24 protein-coding genes and 1 tRNA gene are annotated in these 19,462 nt (G+C 44.8%); 11 read left to right on the forward strand and 14 right to left on the reverse strand.

The window, feature by feature from the left end; all coding sequences use genetic code 11:
• The first annotated feature begins 7 nt into the window (after nucleotides 1-7).
• The 6 genes from AZI85_RS02200 to AZI85_RS02225 all read left to right on the forward strand — a co-directional run bounded on the left by AZI85_RS02200 (nucleotide 8) and on the right by AZI85_RS02225 (nucleotide 4,870).
• On the forward strand, nucleotides 8-634 hold the full coding sequence (locus AZI85_RS02200) for a helix-turn-helix domain-containing protein (protein ID WP_063242529.1): 627 nt from the start codon (nucleotides 8-10) through the stop codon (nucleotides 632-634).
• Nucleotides 624-1,637, forward strand: coding sequence for an RluA family pseudouridine synthase (locus tag AZI85_RS02205; protein WP_253720796.1), 1,014 nt, complete (start codon nucleotides 624-626; stop codon nucleotides 1,635-1,637). The genes AZI85_RS02200 and AZI85_RS02205 overlap by 11 nt, the downstream gene beginning before the upstream one ends.
• A complete protein-coding gene (pgeF, locus tag AZI85_RS02210; protein ID WP_063242664.1) occupies nucleotides 1,634-2,332 on the forward strand; it encodes a peptidoglycan editing factor PgeF in 699 nt (232 codons plus the stop codon). The genes AZI85_RS02205 and pgeF overlap by 4 nt, the downstream gene beginning before the upstream one ends.
• Nucleotides 2,329-2,910, forward strand: coding sequence for a DNA-3-methyladenine glycosylase (locus AZI85_RS02215; RefSeq protein WP_063242530.1), 582 nt, complete (start codon nucleotides 2,329-2,331; stop codon nucleotides 2,908-2,910). The genes pgeF and AZI85_RS02215 overlap by 4 nt, the downstream gene beginning before the upstream one ends.
• A 137-nt stretch (nucleotides 2,911-3,047) precedes the next feature.
• Nucleotides 3,048-3,683 carry a PAQR family membrane homeostasis protein TrhA gene (gene trhA / locus AZI85_RS02220; RefSeq protein ID WP_063242531.1) on the forward strand — a complete coding sequence of 212 codons (636 nt, stop codon included), beginning with the start codon at nucleotides 3,048-3,050 and terminating at the stop codon, nucleotides 3,681-3,683.
• A gap of 86 nt (nucleotides 3,684-3,769) precedes the next feature.
• The gene (locus AZI85_RS02225) at nucleotides 3,770-4,870 is read left to right on the forward strand and encodes an alkaline phosphatase D family protein (RefSeq protein WP_253720798.1); all 1,101 of its coding nucleotides are present in this window, start codon (nucleotides 3,770-3,772) and stop codon (nucleotides 4,868-4,870) included.
• A gap of 101 nt (nucleotides 4,871-4,971) precedes the next feature.
• On the opposite strand, the gene AZI85_RS02230 is transcribed toward AZI85_RS02225, so the two are convergent.
• The 13 genes from AZI85_RS02230 to AZI85_RS02295 all read right to left on the reverse strand — a co-directional run bounded on the left by AZI85_RS02230 (nucleotide 4,972) and on the right by AZI85_RS02295 (nucleotide 14,315).
• A tRNA-Phe gene (locus AZI85_RS02230) sits at nucleotides 4,972-5,047 on the reverse strand.
• A 53-nt stretch (nucleotides 5,048-5,100) separates the two neighbouring features.
• Nucleotides 5,101-6,264 carry a cystathionine gamma-synthase gene (locus AZI85_RS02235; RefSeq protein ID WP_081110880.1) on the reverse strand — a complete coding sequence of 388 codons (1,164 nt, stop codon included), beginning with the start codon at nucleotides 6,262-6,264 and terminating at the stop codon, nucleotides 5,101-5,103.
• An 8-nt stretch (nucleotides 6,265-6,272) separates the two neighbouring features.
• Nucleotides 6,273-7,319: a PLP-dependent cysteine synthase family protein gene (locus tag AZI85_RS02240; protein ID WP_063242532.1), complete on the reverse strand. Its 1,047-nt coding sequence runs from the start codon at nucleotides 7,317-7,319 to the stop codon at nucleotides 6,273-6,275.
• Nucleotides 7,320-7,325: 6 nt separating this feature from the next.
• A complete protein-coding gene (locus AZI85_RS02245; protein ID WP_063205586.1) occupies nucleotides 7,326-7,538 on the reverse strand; it encodes a hypothetical protein in 213 nt (70 codons plus the stop codon).
• A gap of 27 nt (nucleotides 7,539-7,565) precedes the next feature.
• Nucleotides 7,566-8,003, reverse strand: coding sequence for a hypothetical protein (locus tag AZI85_RS02250; RefSeq protein WP_063242533.1), 438 nt, complete (start codon nucleotides 8,001-8,003; stop codon nucleotides 7,566-7,568).
• The gene (locus AZI85_RS02255; protein WP_172795289.1) at nucleotides 7,991-8,482 is read right to left on the reverse strand and encodes a hypothetical protein; all 492 of its coding nucleotides are present in this window, start codon (nucleotides 8,480-8,482) and stop codon (nucleotides 7,991-7,993) included. The genes AZI85_RS02250 and AZI85_RS02255 overlap by 13 nt, the downstream gene beginning before the upstream one ends.
• 701 nt (nucleotides 8,483-9,183) lie before the next feature.
• Nucleotides 9,184-10,017, reverse strand: a complete 834-nt coding sequence (locus AZI85_RS02265; RefSeq protein ID WP_063242535.1) for a hypothetical protein — start codon at nucleotides 10,015-10,017, stop codon at nucleotides 9,184-9,186.
• Nucleotides 10,018-10,038: 21 nt separating this feature from the next.
• Nucleotides 10,039-10,815: an MlaD family protein gene (locus AZI85_RS02270; protein WP_063242536.1), complete on the reverse strand. Its 777-nt coding sequence runs from the start codon at nucleotides 10,813-10,815 to the stop codon at nucleotides 10,039-10,041.
• Between the two features lie 8 nt (nucleotides 10,816-10,823).
• On the reverse strand, nucleotides 10,824-11,543 hold the full coding sequence (locus AZI85_RS02275; RefSeq protein ID WP_063242537.1) for an MlaE family ABC transporter permease: 720 nt from the start codon (nucleotides 11,541-11,543) through the stop codon (nucleotides 10,824-10,826).
• Nucleotides 11,540-12,319 carry an MlaE family ABC transporter permease gene (locus AZI85_RS02280; protein ID WP_063242538.1) on the reverse strand — a complete coding sequence of 260 codons (780 nt, stop codon included), beginning with the start codon at nucleotides 12,317-12,319 and terminating at the stop codon, nucleotides 11,540-11,542. The genes AZI85_RS02275 and AZI85_RS02280 overlap by 4 nt, the downstream gene beginning before the upstream one ends.
• Nucleotides 12,316-13,047, reverse strand: a complete 732-nt coding sequence (locus AZI85_RS02285; RefSeq protein WP_063242539.1) for an ABC transporter ATP-binding protein — start codon at nucleotides 13,045-13,047, stop codon at nucleotides 12,316-12,318. The genes AZI85_RS02280 and AZI85_RS02285 overlap by 4 nt, the downstream gene beginning before the upstream one ends.
• Before the next feature lie 43 nt (nucleotides 13,048-13,090).
• A complete protein-coding gene (locus tag AZI85_RS02290) occupies nucleotides 13,091-13,486 on the reverse strand; it encodes a DUF2784 domain-containing protein (RefSeq protein WP_063242540.1) in 396 nt (131 codons plus the stop codon).
• Between the two features lie 73 nt (nucleotides 13,487-13,559).
• The gene (locus tag AZI85_RS02295) at nucleotides 13,560-14,315 is read right to left on the reverse strand and encodes an ABC transporter ATP-binding protein (protein ID WP_063242541.1); all 756 of its coding nucleotides are present in this window, start codon (nucleotides 14,313-14,315) and stop codon (nucleotides 13,560-13,562) included.
• A gap of 136 nt (nucleotides 14,316-14,451) precedes the next feature.
• Between AZI85_RS02295 and mdh the strand changes: the two genes are divergently transcribed.
• The 4 genes from mdh (at nucleotide 14,452) to AZI85_RS02315 (ending at nucleotide 18,091) form a co-directional block, all read left to right on the forward strand.
• Nucleotides 14,452-15,396 carry a malate dehydrogenase gene (gene mdh, locus AZI85_RS02300; protein WP_063242542.1) on the forward strand — a complete coding sequence of 315 codons (945 nt, stop codon included), beginning with the start codon at nucleotides 14,452-14,454 and terminating at the stop codon, nucleotides 15,394-15,396.
• A gap of 66 nt (nucleotides 15,397-15,462) precedes the next feature.
• On the forward strand, nucleotides 15,463-16,626 hold the full coding sequence (gene sucC / locus AZI85_RS02305) for an ADP-forming succinate--CoA ligase subunit beta (protein ID WP_063242543.1): 1,164 nt from the start codon (nucleotides 15,463-15,465) through the stop codon (nucleotides 16,624-16,626).
• Between the two features lie 5 nt (nucleotides 16,627-16,631).
• Entirely contained in the window at nucleotides 16,632-17,501 is an 870-nt protein-coding gene (sucD, locus tag AZI85_RS02310) for a succinate--CoA ligase subunit alpha (protein WP_063242544.1), read from the forward strand.
• Nucleotides 17,502-17,710: 209 nt separating this feature from the next.
• Nucleotides 17,711-18,091, forward strand: coding sequence for a hypothetical protein (locus AZI85_RS02315; RefSeq protein ID WP_063242545.1), 381 nt, complete (start codon nucleotides 17,711-17,713; stop codon nucleotides 18,089-18,091).
• A gap of 15 nt (nucleotides 18,092-18,106) precedes the next feature.
• Here AZI85_RS02315 and AZI85_RS02320 read toward each other — a convergent pair whose 3' ends face one another.
• Nucleotides 18,107-18,844, reverse strand: a complete 738-nt coding sequence (locus AZI85_RS02320; RefSeq protein ID WP_063242546.1) for a substrate-binding periplasmic protein — start codon at nucleotides 18,842-18,844, stop codon at nucleotides 18,107-18,109.
• Between the two features lie 159 nt (nucleotides 18,845-19,003).
• Here AZI85_RS02320 and AZI85_RS02325 point away from each other — a divergent pair, with 159 nt between their 5' ends.
• Nucleotides 19,004-19,366: a hypothetical protein gene (locus AZI85_RS02325; protein WP_063242547.1), complete on the forward strand. Its 363-nt coding sequence runs from the start codon at nucleotides 19,004-19,006 to the stop codon at nucleotides 19,364-19,366.
• The last annotated feature ends 96 nt before the right edge of the window (nucleotides 19,367-19,462 follow it).

The raw sequence follows: 19,462 nt of genomic DNA on the forward strand, positions 1-19,462 counted from the left end.
AGCTACGATGCAAGCGACGTCACGGTATAACTACTACGAGATTCTAGAGCTGACAGCAAATGCACCTCAACACGAGGTGAGTGCTGCCTATGAACGCGCGCGCACAACGTACTCCGGTGAAAATCCTGCGATCTATACAATCTTCTCTGAACAAGAAGCCCGTGAGCTTTTGGTTTTGATCGAGGAAGCTTACCAAGTTCTTGGAAATAAAATTCTTAGAAACATCTACGATCAACGCCTGCTCAGTGGTCGAGCTTCATTGAACGATCTGACTTACGCTTCGATTATTGAAGCGAGCAAACAAGTCTTCCCCGAGCAAAAAGTTGAAAAGCCTATTCCTACTTTCAAAAAAGACGAAGCTTTTGAAAAAGAGATCGCTGCGAAAGAAAACTGGGACGGAGCTTTCTTACAAAAAGTACGTGAGTACAAACAGATCTCTGTGCAACGCATGAGCGAGATCACAAAGATCAATTCTTACTATGTTACCGCTGTAGAAAGTATGGATCCATCGGGTCTTCCAGCTGTTGTGTTCGTTCGTGGTTACGTAGTTCAAATCGCTAAAGCTTTGGGTTTGGACGATAAAAAAGTCGCCGACTCGTACATGAAGAACTTCAAGAACGGTCTTGGAAAGTAAATCCACTTTGCAAAAAATCAATGTCACCGCGACATCGGACATGCATGGGCTTCGCCTGGATAAGGCATTGGCACTTATTGAGGATGTTGGAACACGCTCGCGCGCTTCTCACTTAATTGATGCTTCTGCCGTCTTGCTCAATGGAAAGACCGCCAAAGCTTCTGCTTCAGTTAAAGAAGGTGATGAAATTGAAATCACCTTACCCGAGCCCGTCCCTACCGAACTTCAGCCTTACGATCTTAAATTGGACATCCTTTTTGAAGACGAAGATCTGATCGTCATCAATAAACCCGCAGGTCTTGTGGTTCACCCGGCTGCGGGACACGCTCATGATACTTTAGTAAATGCTTTGATTGCGCACACCGAAGACTTATCTATGAAGTTTGGGGAAGAGCGTCCCGGAATCGTCCATCGTCTCGATAAAGAAACCAGCGGCGTGATCGTCATTGCAAAAAACGATAAAGCTCATGAATCTTTGACCGCGCAATTCAAAGAACGCAGCACTCATCGCATTTACTATGCAGTGGCTATTGGAACTGCAAGAACATTGTCATCTGGAACAATCAAGAGCTTCTTGGCCCGTCATCCAACAGATCGAAAACGTTATGCTTCCGTTTTAGATGATGAAAGAAAACCTTACACCGATAAAGACGATCCACCCACTGTCGGAAAGTGGGCCGTCACTCATTACGAAGTTTTAAATCGCAAAAGTGGCCTCAGTTATCTAAAACTAAAACTAGAAACTGGAAGAACACACCAAATTCGTGTGCATCTTTCTGAAAATGGTCTGCCGATTGCGGGCGATATTCTTTACGGTGCGGATAAGAAGACAAAAAATATCGAAGCTCGTGAAACGCAAGAATCTATTCGCAGTTTGAATAGGTTCTTGCTGCACGCTGCAGAGTTAGGGTTTACTCACCCTCGCACTCAAGAACGAATGTTCTTTCAACAAGACTGGCCAGAGGATGTTTTAGTTTTAATTAATAAATGGGGATTGCGATGAATCTAGAACAAACCGAACTTGGATATGAAATGCGCACCCCGCATTTCACGGTTTTTCTAGGTGGCGTTAATGCCCAGCTAACTCAGCTCAAAGCGGCGTATCCTCAATACAACTTCGTGCGCGTTAAGCAAATTCACAGCGATGCCGTTGTCGAAAGTAAAGATGTTCAGCTTGACTATCAGACCATCGCGGATGCGCACTTCACTCGCGAAAAGAACTTGGCGTTGTGTGTGATCACCGCTGACTGTGTGCCGGCCCTTATATTTGATCCAACGACAAACTTAATTGCGGGCATTCATGCCGGTTGGCGCGGAGTCGCCTCCCGCATTATCCCTAAAACCATTGAAAAGTTAATCGCTGCCGGAGCAAAAGCTCAAAATCTTCACGTCGTGGTGGGGCCTCACATTCAAAAACCCAGCTTCGAAGTGGGTATCGATGTTCGTGACCAAATTCTTTCTAGCTTAGGGCCTTTAAGTCCTGAAGAGCGCGCGGTTTATTTTGAAACTCTTCCTGATAATAAAGCTCTTGTAGACCTTAACCAAGTTGTCCGAACGCAGCTTCAGCAAGAAGGTGTTCCTGCCGACAATGTATTCCTTTTACACATCGACACGGTGACCGATTCAAGATTTCACTCTTATCGTCGCGATAAAGATAAATCGGGAAGACAAATTAGTTTTATCTGCCGAACATCATGAAAATCCTGCCACAAGAATTTTACATGGAAGACACTACGACTGTAGCTAAGGCTCTGTTGGGAAAAATCTTGCATGTCAAAAAAGGCAAAGAAGAATTTAAAGCGCGTATCGTGGAAGTCGAAGCCTACTTAGGAATTGAAGATCCTGCCTGCCACACTTTCGGAGATCGAAAAACTCCCCGCACAAAATCAATGTATCTCGACGGAGGACATAGCTACGTTTACATGATCTATGGCATGTACTATTGCTTAAACTTCGTCACTCGCACAGAAGAATTTCCAGAAGCCGTTTTGATTCGCGGTGTGCAGCCTCTTAACGCCGACACACACGTAAAGAAAAAAGATATTAAAACGAATGGACCCGGAAAGCTTTGTAAGCACTATGAAATTACTAAAGAGCATGACGGTTTAAAGCTCTGGAAGAACACATCTCCCCTTTTTGTGAGTGAAGATGATCATATCGTAAAATCCAAACAGATTATCGCACGACCCCGTATCGGAGTCGACTATGCGGGAGAAGCCGCCCAGTGGCCGCTTCGCTTCTATCTTAAAGATAATCTTTTTATTTCACGCCCCTAATTCAGGATGACACTCTGACCGCTTGTTTCATTTCGAAGCAAATAGCAGGACCAATGTTTGAAAGCGTAGTGATAAGTGCGCGCCGAAAATAAAGTTTTCTTTGGTCCTCATTTCTGAACAATGCTAATATTGTAAGCATGAAGGTCTTACAGCAAGTTGAATATGGGGAACGTTTCAATACTTTTTCGCACGCTTTGGGTGCGTTTCTTGCCCTTCTTGGTTCTGTTCTTTTAATCGGACTTGCCGCTTCAAAACAAGATACGTGGCGACTGTTTTCTTTCTCGGTGTATGCCTTTACAACCGTGGGTCTTTACTGCATTTCGACGATGTATCACGGATCCCAGGGACAGAAGAAAGACTTCTATCGCAAGCTTGATTACATCGGCATTTATTTAAAGATCGCCGGCAATTATACTCCCTACGCGATTTTAGCTTTGCGAGGAAATACCGGCTGGATTGTTCTAGGTGTCGTGTGGGCACTGGCAGTCTTAGGAATTATGTGGGAGCTTGTTGCCACTTCGAAGAATCGCAATTTTTCTTTCGCGCTTTATGGGATTATGAGTGTCACAGTTTTACCTGCTTTGAAACAACTGATGGATGCAATTCCTCCAATGGGTTTTGCGATGATCATGGCGGGTTTTATTTCTTACGCTGTCGGCGTTTATTTCTTTTTCAATGATACTAAAATCAAACACGGTCACGGAATGTGGCACCTGTGCGTGATGGCTGGAACAGCCTTTCAATATCTCTGCGTTTTAATCTATCTGACCTAGCCTTTTTGTCATTAGTAAGTGACAGTTCCTTCGCATTCCATACAATTTAATCATACAACTGAATTCAGGTCGATGTCTGGAAGGGTATGATGATGCAACTGAGATATTTCTTCGCTGTTTCCATTATTGGTTCTTTGCTTGTTTTAAATCTTTCGTGCGCAGAAAAAAGTCAGGCTCCAGAATCAATGAACTTGAAGCTTCTTAGAATGCAAGCCGAAGCAAATTATCAAACAGACATCGTTCAAAATCCTGCGTCCGTAAAGAGTGTGCAAAGAGTCGCCTTGGTTTCAGGTATTGATCAATCTGCTGATCAAAGTTTTTGGAATTCCATCGCATCTCACAAACCCGACTTGGTCATCGCAACAGGAAATACTGTTCATTCTACGAAAGCTTTCGAAAAACCTTTGCTTTCCCAATACAAGAAATTGGATGAAAACGAAGACTATCGCAAAATCCGTCAGAGCGTTCCATTCATGGCAACGTGGGATGAGCTTGATTTCGGAATACGCCATGGAGACTCTTCTTTTCAAAGTAAGAACGAAAGCCGTGATGCTTTTCTTAAGTACTGGAATTACATCCCGAAGCTTCAACCAAAATCCGCAAAAGGCATTGAGCATTCTATCATTCTGGGCCCAGCTGGAAAACGTGTGCAAATCATCGTGCTCGACACTCGTTACTATGCAACACCATGGACCGAAAACGGTTCTGATGGAAAGTTCAAAAAGAATTGGTCTAAATCCGCAAGCTTGTTAGGTGCTCAACAATGGAATTGGTTAGCGAACGAGCTTAGAAAAGATTCCGACTTCAAAGTGATTGTTTCATCCCTTCAACTTGCTGCAAACACCGATGAAGGAGAGCGCTGGGGACTTTATCCTCACGATCGCCAAAAACTTTTTGATACGATTCGCAATGCCGGAGCAAAAAAAGTCGTTGTCGTCAGTGGCAATCGTAACTTTGGTGCTTTAGGTAAAGTCGATATGGAAAACTATGGTCCTCTGTATGATTTAACTGTGGGACCTTTCAATGAATCCGTTATGAGTTCTGAAAAAGATCGCCACTACATCGGCGATTCTGTGGCCTCGGGAAATTTTGGAATGCTGGAATGGGATTGGAAACGTCAGACACTGCACTTAAAAATCTTTGATCGCGACAACAAGCTCGCTAAAGACCTTCGTATCAATATTTAACTAGAAAGAACCTGGTTCCTTTTCCCAACGATGGGAAGCAGGTACCTTTTAGGCAAAAAAAATCCCGCTGAAGAAGCGGGATTGAAGATTCGAAAGAAAAATGGTGGCTTGAGACGGAATTGAACCGCCGACACAAGGATTTTCAGTCCTCTGCTCTACCAACTGAGCTACCAAGCCACGGAAATCAAAGAGACCAAATGTGTATCTTTTGGCCTCTTTGATGTCAACAACTAGGCTTTATCGAAGGCGTTTTTTAAGTCGTTTAGTAGATCGTTCAAGTCTTCCACCCCTACAGAGAGGCGAATCAACGAATCATCGATCCCTAAAGCCTTGCGGTTTTCTGCTGGAACGGAGGCATGCGTCATAATCGCCGGATGCTCGATAAGGCTCTCTACGCCCCCCAAGCTCTCTGCCAAAGAGAAAACATTCACATTTTCAAGGAACTTGCGGGCAGAATCCATGCCTCCCTTGATGTAGAAAGTAATCATTCCGCCAAAACCGTGCATCTGTTCTTTGGCCAAAGCATGTTGAGGATGGCTCTCAAGACCTGGATAGATGACTTTGTCCACTTTGGGATGGTTTTCCAAAAACTTCGCAATCGCCATCGCATTTTCCTGATGGGCCTTCATACGCAATGGCAAAGTTTTCAAACTTCTTAAACACATAAACGAATCAAAAGGTCCTTGAATCGCGCCCATACCGTTGCTTAAGAAAGCCAATTTTTCTGCCAAGTCATCACGAGAGGTCACCGCAATCCCACCAACCACGTCACTGTGGCCACCGATATACTTCGTTGCAGAGTGAACGACGATGTCAGCTCCCAACTCTAAAGGACGTTGGAAGTACGGGCTCATAAACGTATTATCGACCGCAACGATGATACCTTTAGATTTCGCAATCGCAGAGATGCGTTTGATATCAACAAGTTTCAAAGTAGGATTCGTCGGAGTTTCCAACCACACCATTTTCGTAGTGGCTTTGATCGCCTTTTCGAAATTTTCTACCTTCGTCAAATCCGTATAAGAAAAGTCGATTCCATCATGCTTAAGGACTTTGTCGAACAGACGGAAAGTACCGCCGTACATGTCATCCATAGCGATCACATGATCGCCACCTTTTAGGATGTGCAGGATGGTTGTTGTCGCTGCACAACCGGAAGCAAAGGCGAATCCGTACTTACCACTTTCAAGGCTCGCCATACAATTTTCGTAAGCGCGACGAGTGGGATTGTGTGTGCGTGAATATTCCCACCCCTTATGCACACCCGGAGATTCTTGTACATAAGTCGAGGTCAAATAAACAGGCGTCATGATGGCACCGGTTGTTGGATCCGGCGATTGACCGGCATGAATAGCTCTTGTTGCAAAACCCAAGTTCTCTGTTGTCTTTTTCATAGCGACACCTATTTTTTTAGATTCTTCAATGCCTCTTCAGCACTGATCACGCGATTAAATGCAGTTTTCACATCAGCTTCTTTAAGGAAACCGTTTTCAATCATCCATTTGTCGTTGAAGGCTTTGCTCAGATATTGGCGACCGCTATCTGGGAAGATCACGACGATGTTCGAAGGTTTCTCAAGCTTTTCAGAGGCTTTCAACGCGCCGACAAGGGCTGTGGCACTGGAAGGTCCGACTAACAAACCTTCTTCAGAGACCAAACGACGTGTCATATCAAAAGCTTCAGGGTCACTGACGCGAACAAACCCATCATAAATATCCAAGTGCACGTTTCCTGGAAGCATATCTTCGCCGATACCTTCCACTTTGTACGATCCTGGCGGATCCACGATCTTTTTATGATAGAAAAGATCGTAAAGAATGCTTCCGATCGGGTCCGCGCATATCACTTTTACATCAGACTTCTTCTCTTTAAGGAATTTCGCACAACCTGAAAGAGTTCCACCCGTGCCAGCTCCGCCGACTAACATATCAATTTTTCCATCCATCTGTTCCCAGATTTCTGGACCTGTTGTTTTGTAATGGCGAGTTGGATTATCCGGATTGAAGAACTGATTCGCCAGGAAAGCTCCCGGAGTCTGTTCTGCGATCTTTTTTGAGACAGAGTAATGACTGAGGGGATCTTCTGGCTCAACCATCGGAGTAATTACAACTTGAGCTCCGTAAGCACGCAACAAGGCGCGTTTTTCTTCGCTCATCTTTTCAGGCATCACGAAAATACACTTATAACCTTTAACTGCCGCCGCTAAAGCCAGGCCCACACCGGTGTTCCCGGAAGTTGCTTCCACGATGGTGCCACCTGGTTTTAGATCGCCACGTTTTTCGGCTTCTTCAATCATCGCAACCGCAACGCGGTCCTTAATGCTGCCGCCTGGATTGAAATATTCCACTTTCGCGAAGAATTTATGCTTAGAACCCTTCGTAACGTTGTGAAGAGCCACTATCGGCGTGTCGCCGACAGTATCCAAAATCGAATTATAGATGTGTGACATGATTTACTATCTTTCTAAGTCATTTCTTCTTCTGTTGGGACGAAGAAGGACTGAATTCATCGACTGCAAAACTGTATTCATTTGAGTCAAAGGATCTACGGAATAGTCCATGCCAAGCTCAGTCGTCAGTTGCTTTACAAGTTGACGGCTCGGTTGATCTTTCATCAATTCGTCCACCAATTTTTCTAAAGCAGCCTGTTTTTTGTCTGATTGTGCCATGGGCTTTCCTCCAACACGGCCACTCTATCACCCCCCTCCTAAAGAGTGAAAAAAATTTTGCAGAAGCGGTCCAAAAAGGAGCATCAAAAATGCGGGAAATTGGAAGATTAAGAGGGGCACCAGCATTATAAATGGCAATCGCGCAATTTTATTTGTGATTTCTTCGTTACAGGCTTCGATCAGCTCCTCTTCTAAGCGAACAAGGACACCGTGGATGGCCTCACCGCGCAGTCCGCGCTCTAAAATCTGCAAAAGTGTGCGCCGATGCAGGGAAGAAAGGCCTTGAATGCACTCTTTAGGATCTTGTCCCTGCTGTAAAAGAGCCAGCCATTGCGTCACGATCAGCGGAAATTCCCCGTCGTGCTTTTTAATATAATGCAAAACACCTTGTTTGACCGATTGTCCCTTTTCGATAGCTCGTTTAACGGAACTTAAAAGCTCCAACGGCGGCGCTAAACCTTCCATTTCAATCTCCTTCCCATCGCAAATATCCAAATTAGTCCGCTTAAAAAGATTAAACACGACATTAAGATAAGTTTTCCGTGCTCTTTGAATCCAAATTGCATGATCACAAAGAAAAGAAGCGCGACATAAAGAGCGGTGACAATTATCGCCTGCATCTTCAGTTGCTGACTCACCTGTCCAGACCTACGTCGAAAATCTTCGTGCATTTTTAATTCTCGTCGAAGCGCCCTTACTTGATCGATGCAACGACTTTGCGAACGATCAATTTCTAAAATCTCATCCCGGAAATCCTGTAGCAGAGCGGATTTCATGGCGATGACATTTTCCGACATCGCCAACGATTGATACAGCTCCATCAGTTGATGGCGCATCCAACCTGATTGATTTTCGATGGCTGCATACAACGATGAGCGGAAAGATTTTCCCGTTTGCAGACCCAAAATCACCGCATCCAACAGTGGAATCAGTGCGCTTCGCATTCGTTTCATCAGGAAAAAACGCAAAATTCGCGGAAAAAACTTTAAAGTTATCAAAAGAATGCCGATGAAAAGCCACAGTGAAGGTGCGGTTGGCATGTTCGCGGTGAAAAAGCAGATCACAACAAGGTTCAAGATCGAAAGATTTCGAACAAGTCGTTGAGAGAAAGCGAATTCACGCGCCATCGATGAAAGAATTCGATGAACGAGCACATGTCCGATCAGCGAAATCATAAAAATGATGAGCAAAGGGCACCTCCACCGGATCTTGATGTTCGCAAAAAATATGCAAGGTAAATTTTTTGTTGACGAGGCTGGTCTAATTGTTGAAGACTTAAGTTAAGAAAAGTTTTTATGTTAGAAACAACAACAACGTTTGCATCCTAGGAGGAGCACATGGCAAAGAAAGCAGCAAAAAAAGCTACAAAAAAAGCAGCTAAAAAAACTACTAAGAAAGCCGCTAAGAAAACTACAAAGAAAGCTACTAAAAAAGCTTCTAAGAAGTAATTCTTACGGAACTAGTTTAGTTCTTAACGGAAACCCCAGAGGAAACTCTGGGGTTTTTTTATGCCCTGAAACCCGCTCTGGACGCGCATTTCCGGTCGACGGATATTTTCTATAAACTCCGCAAATAAAAAATCCCGAAAGCTTTCACCTTCAGGATTTTTCTAAGAAACACATTTTAAATTTTCAAATTTCGCGGACTAGAAATAGTAGATGGCGCCAACTGAACCGTTCGGCAAAATCATTGAACGTTTTACTTCCCACATACCGGTCAACTCACCAAAGAAAGACAATCCGGCGAACTCTCCGTTTAACTGATTGTATTGAAGACCTGCTGACGCATTAACAAAATCCGTGCCAAAACGACCGGTTTTTTTCTCGCTTTCGGTCAAAACACGGTCCAGGATGTCAGAGTTTTCGTAGTCGCTGGATCTTCCGCGCGAGTTGTACCAGCGCGAATAGCCCACTGTTGTGTAAGGCGCCAAGAAATCTCCATCAAAAGCATGTTTCCACGCTACTTGAAAGGTGTTGTAACCAGGTCCTGTGCCAAATCCCGCAACAACTCCATCTGCTTCTTCAAAATTAAGTTCCATGTTGAAGCCGGCAACTCCTAATGTGCCGCCGATAGCAACTCCTGCCCCCACTTTTCTTTCCGCACGCATCTTTAACGTCGTGTCGTAAGAATAACCGTTTGAGCCTGAGTAATAAGTGTTCGCGGCTCCTGGAATTGAATGGATCACGTCACTTGAAGTGGATCTTTGCGGGACTGAGTGCATCGTCGGCGCTGTTGCGACGGGCGCTTCTTCCTCTTCCACATTTCCCTGTTCGATCACCAAAGCCCCTTGTTGCGGGCGTTCTTCGAAGGCATTGGATTGATGTTGCATGCGAATGTCGCGCGCATATTCCGCTTCGATAGATTTTGATTTGGATTTAATAGTTGCGGCATCAGAGCCTAGATTCAACGGCGCCGCATGGGCCTGAACAAAGCTCAAGAAAAGGAGTGCTCCCAAGGAACACACTGAAACTTTTAACATAGGACCTCCTTATTGGGAGATCTAAAAAATACGGGCTCTTACGCCTTCTTCCTGAAAGAACTTTTTAATCGCGGGACCATCTAATGGTTCCAATCTAAAAAGGAGCTTATGAACAAGGTCATAAGTTTCTTCCGCTTTCTTAGATCTCATATTGTGAGTAAAATATGCCATGTCATCGCTGATTTTGACCGCGTTATCAAGCAATCTTGCCACATCTTGATTCTTGGTGGTTTTATCCAAAAGAACCAGCGTTTTGTTGAAGTTTGTCGTCAGTCTATCCAACTGCTGAATCATATTGCTGACCGAACCTTCATTTTTTTCTACAAGATCAATTAACTTTCCCGCTAAACCATAGCTTTGCGAGATCAACTGATCGATACGCGGAGGATCTTCTCCACGAACATAGTCACCCGAAGAAAATTCAGCCGCTTCACCACTTCCCGGAGAGATTTCTAAAAATTTTTCCCCGATCACACCTGCAAGGTTGATGAAAAACTTGGAATCTTTACGGACGCTAGTCCAGGCTTTTTTATCCACGGTGATCGTCAAACGCAGTTTCACTTCTTCACCGTTCGCCATTTTATAAGAAGGGTCGAAGTGGATTGATTTTACCTTGCCCACTTTAATACCCATCACGCGGACCGGAGATCCTTCTTCGATTCCGCCAGCATAGTTGTACATGACATTGAGTTCTTTAGCGTTTGAGAAAGGAGAAATGAAACCCATAAAGTAAGCGAACACCACAATGAGCGCTACAGAGACAAGAGCCAGCAAACCTACCTTGGTTTCAACCTTCATACGTTCTCCTAATAAAGATAACTAAAAGTATAGGATAAAATAAAATCAATCACAATAATTGCGATCGAAGCCACGACCACGGTGTTCGTCGTCGCTCGCCCGACACCTTCGGCACCTTGTTGACACCGGAACCCGAAGTAACAAGCTACAATTGGAATCACTCCACCGAAGCAAGCACCTTTTATGGCGGCAAAAACCAAATCCTGAAATTGCACGAAGCGATCCATCGAAGCTAGAAACATGGAAGGTGTGTAGCCTAAGTATTGCTGGCTGACGATGATAGCAGAAAAAATGCACGTCATATTCGCGATGATCGTCAACATCATACAACCCAGCACGCACGCCAGAAATCTCGGTACAACAAGATAGTTCACGGGATCAATACCCAGCATTTTAAATGCATCCACCTGCTCAGTGATTTGCATTGAACCTACTTCCGAGGCGTAACCCGCACCCACTCGCGATGTCAGAAGAAGCGCGGTAAGGATAGCTCCCAGTTCACGCAGAATAAGCAGTGCTGCGAAGCCTGGCACCATCGAGTCATTTTGGATAACTAGCTTCATGTGGAATGATGATTCCAAAATAGTTACGATGGCGGCAAAAGAAACGCAAAAAAGAATGATGATCAAACTTTTGTTCGCTACGAAATAAAGCTGTTGAAAGAACTCTTTTCTGCGGAAAGGAGGACTAAAAACACCTGTCATGGTTTCGGCGATTAAAGTAATCATGAGCGATATCCTCGAACCATTTGCAAGATCACTTCGCCTAAAAAGCTTGTCATCCAATCCACAACGACGATGCAAATCATGGTGCTAACGGATGTTGCGACCACCGCGCGACCCACACCTTTGGCTCCGCCCGCAGTAGTGAACCCCTTGAAAGTACAGATGGTTGCTAAAACAAGGGCAAAGGCGCCGCACTTAATCACACCACTTAAAATAGAAACCGGACTGACGATCATGGGAACATGACGAAGATATTCTTCAAAGTTCACACCAGCAAACGCGTAACCCATCAACATTCCACCGAACACGGACATAATAAGACCGCCGCCCAGCAGGAAGAAACTGGAGATGATGATCCCTAAAAATCTGGGTGCGATGATTTCTTGCATGGGATCAGCGCCCAAACAGCGAACCGCATCGATTTGTTCGGTAACACGCATGGTTCCTAACTCTGCGGAAGTAAAGGCTCCCACTTTTCCGCTCAACATAAAGGCGATAAGTAACGGCCCGACTTCACGGAATGTTCCACTGGTTGCAAGTCCACCCAGATATCCTAAAGCGCCGAACTCTTTCATCTGCAAGGCAAACTGGACAGTCATAATTGCGCCGACGAAAAATCCCGCCATCGCTGTTGTGAAAAAACTTTCGGCCGTGACTTTCCATATTTGTTCGAAAACTTCATGGGTTTTAATCTTTTTATAAAAAAGAGATCTGAGAATTTTCTGTAGGAAAAGAAGGGCTCCCCCGACTTCATCCAAAATAGAAATGAAGACCGTCATGCGCTTAAAACCTCAGACAAGAAATCTTTGACGAGGGGGATTTCGGATTTTTTTAGTTCATCCGGCGTTCCTTGCGCAACAATCTGCCCTTTATCTAAAACCACAATACGGTCGGCGATGGAAAGCGCACAATTCATATCGTGACTGACCACTAAGGACGTTGTTTTTAAAGTTCGGGAAAGATCCAAGATCAGTTGGTTCACGGCCGTTGTCGTTACCGGATCTAGTCCCGTGGTAGGTTCGTCAAAAAGAAGAATGCGCGGCTCTAAAGCGACGGTGCGAGCGAGGCTCACGCGTTTTTGCATTCCATAAGAAATTTGCGCTGGAGTTTTTTGTTCGATTCCCTGCAAGTTTACAAGACGTAAAGCCTTCGTTACTTTTTCCTGTATCGTCGCTTCATCAAAGTTGTAGTGGCGACGAAGCCCGAAGGCCACGTTCTCGAAGACAGTCAACGAATCAAAAAGAGCAGGATGTTGAAAAACCATGCCGCATTTTTTGCGAATCGGCAGATATTGTTCCTCAGTGAATTTAGAAACCTCTTGATCGTCGATCCAGATTTCACCTTCGTCGGGAGTTAAAAGACCTACGAGATTTTTCAATAGAACTGATTTTCCTGTCCCGGATGTCCCCAGAATGAAGATGATCTCGCCCTCGCGGATTTTCAAGCTTAATCCGTTGAGCACCGTTCTTGTTCCAAATCTCTTAACGAGGTTCTTAAATTCGATCACAACTCAATGTTAGTTGTCGGAAACTTAGCGGGTCAACCTGCATTTAGTATTGGGGCTTTTGCGGAGGAACTTTTAAGTAGAGTCCAGCTATCACTGCGGCTCCCACTAAGTACATAACTATGAACACCCATGGTTCAAAATCCTGAAACAGAATTTTTGAAATCCATTCCGCGATAAATCCAGAAGGATAAGACACTTCAGCGCCGGTTCCCTGTCTTAAATGCTCTTCCCACACAGTCAATGGGCACGCAATTCCAAAAACAGATTCGATAACGACGATTCCTATCATCGCAAGATGCAAGCGACGAAGCCACAGATTGCGAACCCAACGCCAATCAAGCCATCCACCTATAAGAATGAGCGGAATAGGCACAAGCACTCCTAGAACATAAAGAAAATGGCAATAAAGAACGAAGTCGGCACTGTATTCTTGAATCATGATTTTAGAATACGCACTCGTACGAAACGCAAAAGATCCAGTGAATGAATACAGATTGTTACGAAAAAGAAAATCAGTTCATCGCTGTCAAAGGCCCGTCCAGCAAGCCTCTGACAAATTGATGCACACGTGGATCTGAATGCTTCTGTGTTTCTTCAGGCGTTCCCGTAATGATGAGCTCCTGATCAACAACGACTCCGATTCGATCGGCCATTTGATAAGCGCGATTCATGTCGTTTGTAATTGCAACGACTGTCGAGTTTTTTTCTTTTTTCAGTTTTAGAATCAGTTCGATGATTTTTTTTGACGTGATGGGATCCAGCCCCGCCGTTGGGTCATCATAGAAAATGATCTCGGGGTCTAGAGCGAGCGCTCTAGCAATTCCGAGGCGTTTTTGCATCCCGCCGCTGATTTCGTCGGGGTACAAATCACGCGCGTGAGGAATCCCCACGGCATCCAAGAAATACTCTGCTTTCTTTGTAATTTCCCAATCCGTCAGTTTCGTTGTTTCGCGCAAAGGAAAGCAGATGTTTTCAACACAAGTCAGGGAGTCAAAAAGAGCATTCTTTTGAAACAAGATTCCCATGCGCTTCAGCAGCGGGAGCTTTTCTTTGTTGCTTAGCGTTAACCAGTCCTTTTGTTCAATAAAAACTTTGCCATTCTGAGGGGTTACAAGTCCTGACATGGTTTTTAATAAGGTGGTCTTCCCCTGCCCGCTGGGACCCACAATGACGAAGCACTCACCGATTGCGATATCAAGACTGACACTTTTTAGCACCACGTGATTGTCGAACGCGACCTTGATGTCTTGCAGGCGGATCATACTCATGCTTCGTCCAGTTCTTCTGCCGACGCCTCTGCGCCGAGCGGTAAGTGTTGTCTCTAAATACGATTTGATATTGAATGTGTGATCGAACGCAAGTTTAAATTTTTTCCATTCGTTTTGAAGCCTTAAGGAGATTTACATGGCTCACAAAAGAAATAAAATTGCCGTTATCGGCGCGGGTTTCGTTGGTTCAACTACTGCTCACTGGGCAGCACAAAAAGAACTTGGCGATGTTGTTATCTTGGACATCAATGAAGGTGCAGCCATCGGTAAAGCTTTGGATCTAGCTCAAGCAGGTCCTATCGAAATGTTCGATACTAAAATCAAAGGCACAAACAAGTACGAAGATATCGCAGACTCTGACGTTGTTATCATCACTGCAGGTATGCCACGTAAACCAGGCATGAGCCGCGATGAGCTTGTTGGTATCAACGCGAAAATCGTAAAAGATGTTTGTGAAGGCGTAAAAAAATACGCTCCAAATTCTTTCGTGATCGTAGTTTGTAACCCAATGGACGTTATGGCCGTTTACGCAAAACAAATCTTGGGCTTCCCTCGTGAGCGCGTTATCGGAATGGGCGGTTGCTTGGATTCAGCTCGCTTCCGCGAATTCATCGCTGAAGAGTTGAACGTGTCTGTTAAAGACGTCAACGGTATCGTTATCGGTAACCACGGTGATGCGATGATGCCTCTAGTTCGTCACGCTTCAGTTTCTGGTATTCCTCTGACAGAGCTTCTTCCTGCTGACAAAATCGCAGCCATCGTAGCTCGTACGAAACAAGCGGGTGCTGAAATCGGCGGCCACTTGAAAACAGGTTCTGCATACTACGCTCCTTCACGTGGTGCGATCGAAATGGCTGAAGCTATCTTGAAAGACCAAAAACGCGTTCTTCCAGTGGCTGTTGAGTTGACTGGTGAGTTCGGTGTGAACGAAGGTTTGATGGTTGGTGTTCTTGCTACTATCGGTGGCAAAGGTATCGAAAAAGTTCACAAGTTCGAAATGAACCCAGCGGAACAAGAAGAATTCAAAAAGTCAGTAGACGCCGTTCGCGCGCTTGTGTCTGCTCTTAAAAACGTACAGTAATCGGGCTTCAGCCCAAGATTAAAGGCCTCCAAAAGAGGCCTTTTCTGAATTAGAATTGGAGATAAAATGAATATTCATGAGTATCAGGCCAAAGAGATTCTCAGAAAATTTGGCGTAGCGACGTTAAAAGGTAAAGTCGCGCACTCACCTGAAGAGGCAGTGGCTGCTGCAAAAGAAATCGGTGGAAATATTTGGGTTGTAAAAGCTCAGATTCACGCTGGTGGCCGCGGTAAAGGCGGCGGTGTTAAGATTGCTAAGACTTTGCAAGAAGTTGAAGATCTAACTAAAAAAATGATCGGCATGACTTTGGTGACTCACCAAACAGGTCCTGAAGGTAAAGTAGTTCAAAAAGTTTTCATCGAGCAAGGTTGCAACATCGCTAAAGAATACTACGTTGCATGCTTGATCGACCGTGCTACAGGAAGAGCTGCAATGATGGCTTCTTCTGAAGGTGGTATGGATATCGAGGAAGTTGCTGAACACAATCCAAACGCGATCAAAAAAGTCGACATCGACCCTACTGTAGGTTTGATGCCTTTCCAAGCTCGCCAGTTGGCTTTCCAAATTGGTATGTCTCCAGAGATCGTAAATAAAGCGGTTAAGTTCTTCCAAGGTCTTTACAACGCATTCATCACAACAGATTGTTCGATCGCAGAGATCAATCCGCTTGTTGTGACTAAAGAAGGCGAAGTTCTTTGCTTGGATGCGAAAATGAACTTCGATTCCAACGCTCTTTTCAGACACCAAGACATCGTCGAACTTCGTGACCTGAACGAAGAAGAACCTTCTGAAATTGAAGCTTCTAAGTACGATCTTGCGTTCATCAAGCTTGATGGAAACATCGGTTGCTTGGTTAACGGTGCGGGTCTTGCGATGGCAACTCTAGACATCATCAAACTTCACGGAGCTTCTCCGGCGAACTTCTTGGATGTTGGCGGCGGCGCCAATAAAGAAAAAGTAACTGCGGCTTTCAAAATCATCCTTAAAGATCCAAACGTAAAAGGGATCTTGGTGAACATCTTCGGTGGTATCATGAAATGTGACATCATCGCGGAAGGTGTGATCGCGGCTTCTAAAGAGTTGGGCTTGAAAGTTCCTCTTGTGTGCCGTCTTGAAGGTACAAACGTAGAACTTGGTAAAAAAATGTTGAGAGAAAGCGGATTGAACATCACTCCTGCTGACGACCTCACAGATGCAGCTAAAAAGATCGTTGCTGCGGTAAAAGGATAATCGACATGGCAATTCTTATTAACAAAGACACTAAAGTTATCTGCCAAGGTTTCACTGGTGCTCAAGGTACTTTCCACTCTGAGCAAGCTATTGCTTACGGAACAAAAATGGTGGGTGGTGTGACTCCGGGTAAAGGTGGCACAACTCATATCGGTCTTCCTGTGTTCAACACAGTGGCGGATGCGAAAGAAAAAACAGGCTGTAATGCGTCTGTGATTTTCGTTCCGCCTCCATTTGCAGCGGACTCTATCATGGAAGCCGTTGATGCTGAATTGGACCTTGTGATCTGTATCACTGAAGGCATTCCTGTTCTAGACATGGTGAAAGTGAAAAAATTCATGCAAGGTAAAAAGACTCGCTTGGTGGGTCCGAACTGCCCGGGCGTGATCACTCCAGGTGAATGTAAAATCGGTATCATGCCTGGTCACATTCACAAACCAGGTCGTATCGGCGTTCTTTCACGCTCTGGCACATTGACTTACGAAGCTGTTGGTCAATTGACGGCGTTGGGCCTTGGCCAATCTACTTGCGTAGGTATCGGTGGTGACCCAGTGAATGGAACAAACTTTATCGACGTTCTAGAGATGTACAACAAAGACAAAGACACTGACGCCGTGATCATGATCGGTGAAATCGGTGGATCTGCAGAAGAAGAAGCTGCAGAGTACATCAAACGTGAATTCAAAAAGCCAGTGACAGCGTTCATCGCAGGTGCAGCAGCTCCAGCAGGTAAACGTATGGGTCACGCTGGTGCAATCATCAGCGGCGGCAAAGGCACAGCAGAAGCGAAGTTCGAAGCTTTGATGTCTGCAGGCTGTAAGATTTCTCGCTCTCCAGCAGAGATGGGAATCACTTTGAAATCTATGTTGAAGTAATTTCTTCGCGATTAGGTTTAAAAATCAAAACCCACGGTGAAAACATCGTGGGTTTTTTTTCTTCCAAATAGAACCTACTTCTTAAGAGCCCATCTTAACCAAATCTAAACCAAATCCAGCATGTAATCTTGACAGGCTGCTCTTTCAATTTCCAGGAAGTATTGGTACACCCTTCCCCGTCCATATAACTAATTAGACGGAGGTCTTTTGTGAAATCGGTGGCTTTCCTTTTCTTGGCAGTTTTGGTTTCTTTTTCTCAAGTTTCTTTGGCTGAACAGCTTGAGCTTCCTCTTGAGCCTAGAGCGTGTATTAGCCTGCAAGACGCGCAATCTTCTTTAGCAAAATATATGAATCCGCTTGTGGGTACAGTGCCTGTTGATGATTTTAACTGGTTGAAAGAAGACGACGTTCCTCTAACAGCGAGAGACGTCGCTCACGCAGTTAAATCCCTCGAGTGGGACGCTCGTGGTTTAGTCTATCAATCTTCCGCAGTCTATGACGGTTACTGCGCAGCGGGTGCTTCTTGCTGGGGTTGGTACGTTGTTGATTGCGCTGGTAAAATCGAAGCGCGTATGGATGGTGAAGAATAAATCCTTCGTCAGGATTTATCTTAATGTCGCTCCATATTTTTTAAAGATCGTCTGTAGAGTGCCGTCGGATTTTATTTTATCAACGGCGGCATTCACTTCTTTTTCTTTCACCCGCCCCTTGCGACTGACCGCACACGAAATCGGATATTCCTGCATAAAAAAGCGCTGGCGATTGCGATCGATTTTTGGATGCTTTAACTTAAAATAGTCCACAAAAATTTCATCGGTGACAATATAGTCGATACGACCGTTGAGGAGCTTTTTTAAATTCGCCTCTTCACTGAGGCTGTCTTCCCGAAAAAGTTGTTTAGACTGAAACAAAGGATCTAACTTCGGGTACACGTACTGAAGCATGGTCCCGATAGTTTTCCCTTTTAGATCCGAAACCTTTTTCGGCATAGTCTCGGGCCCAAGAATAATTTCTCGTTTTATAAACAAAGTTTTAGAGAAATCCATTTGATCTTGATTACTCGCCCACACCTTACTGGTGTAGCACATCATATCCACTTGGCCCTTCAGCAAATAGCTGTCCAGACGATAACGCGTGATAATGCTAAAGGTGCTGGTTCGCCCCATAGCCTGCGCCAAGGCCGCCGCGTATTCAGCCACGAGTCCTTTTGTTTCGGGGGACTTTTCATCAAAAAGCAAAGGCGGAGCTAGTCCCGCAGGAATTCCGATTCGAACTTCCTGAACATCGAAGGCAAAAGCTTTTGCCGCTGCGAAAAGTATGGATGCAATTATAAATAGGCGCATTTAGTTTGAGCTTGCTGCAAAACAGGGTGTTTATCAAAAGCATACTGCAGCTGGCGTTGAAATATTTCACTGTTCTTTAAGATTCCATTAAGGCTTCGATAAAGACTAGGTTGCACCTAAAGGTCATGATAGAAGCCTCTGAAAATTAAGGAGTCTTTCATGAAAAAGTTGGTTTTCACGGCATTAGTATCTCTTTTTTCAACTACAAGCTTTGCCCAACAATTGGAACTTCCTCTTCAACCTATACAATGCATTTCAGTTCAAGAAGCCGCAGTTGCTTTGAACAACTACCTAACTCCCCTCATTGGCACTGTGCCCTCTGACGACTTCGAGTGGGCTGACGAAGAAGTTACACAAGAAGACGTGACTCGCGCACTTCGCTCATTGAAATGGAATCAAAAAGCCTTCAACTACCAGTCTACGGCAGTGACCGAAGGCTATTGTGCCGCGGGAGCAAGTTGCTGGGGCTATTACGAAATTGATTGCGCAGGAAATGTAACTGCGAACTATGACGGCGAATAGGTCGTCCTCACCCTGAAGTATTTTCAAAAAAGCGTCCGCTAATCTTTGTAAAAGCTCAGAATATTATTGTCTTGTAATGGTCCCCAAGGAATAAAC

It is taken from the genome of Bdellovibrio bacteriovorus, from assembly GCF_001592755.1.
GTDB lineage: Bacteria > Bdellovibrionota > Bdellovibrionia > Bdellovibrionales > Bdellovibrionaceae > Bdellovibrio > Bdellovibrio bacteriovorus_E.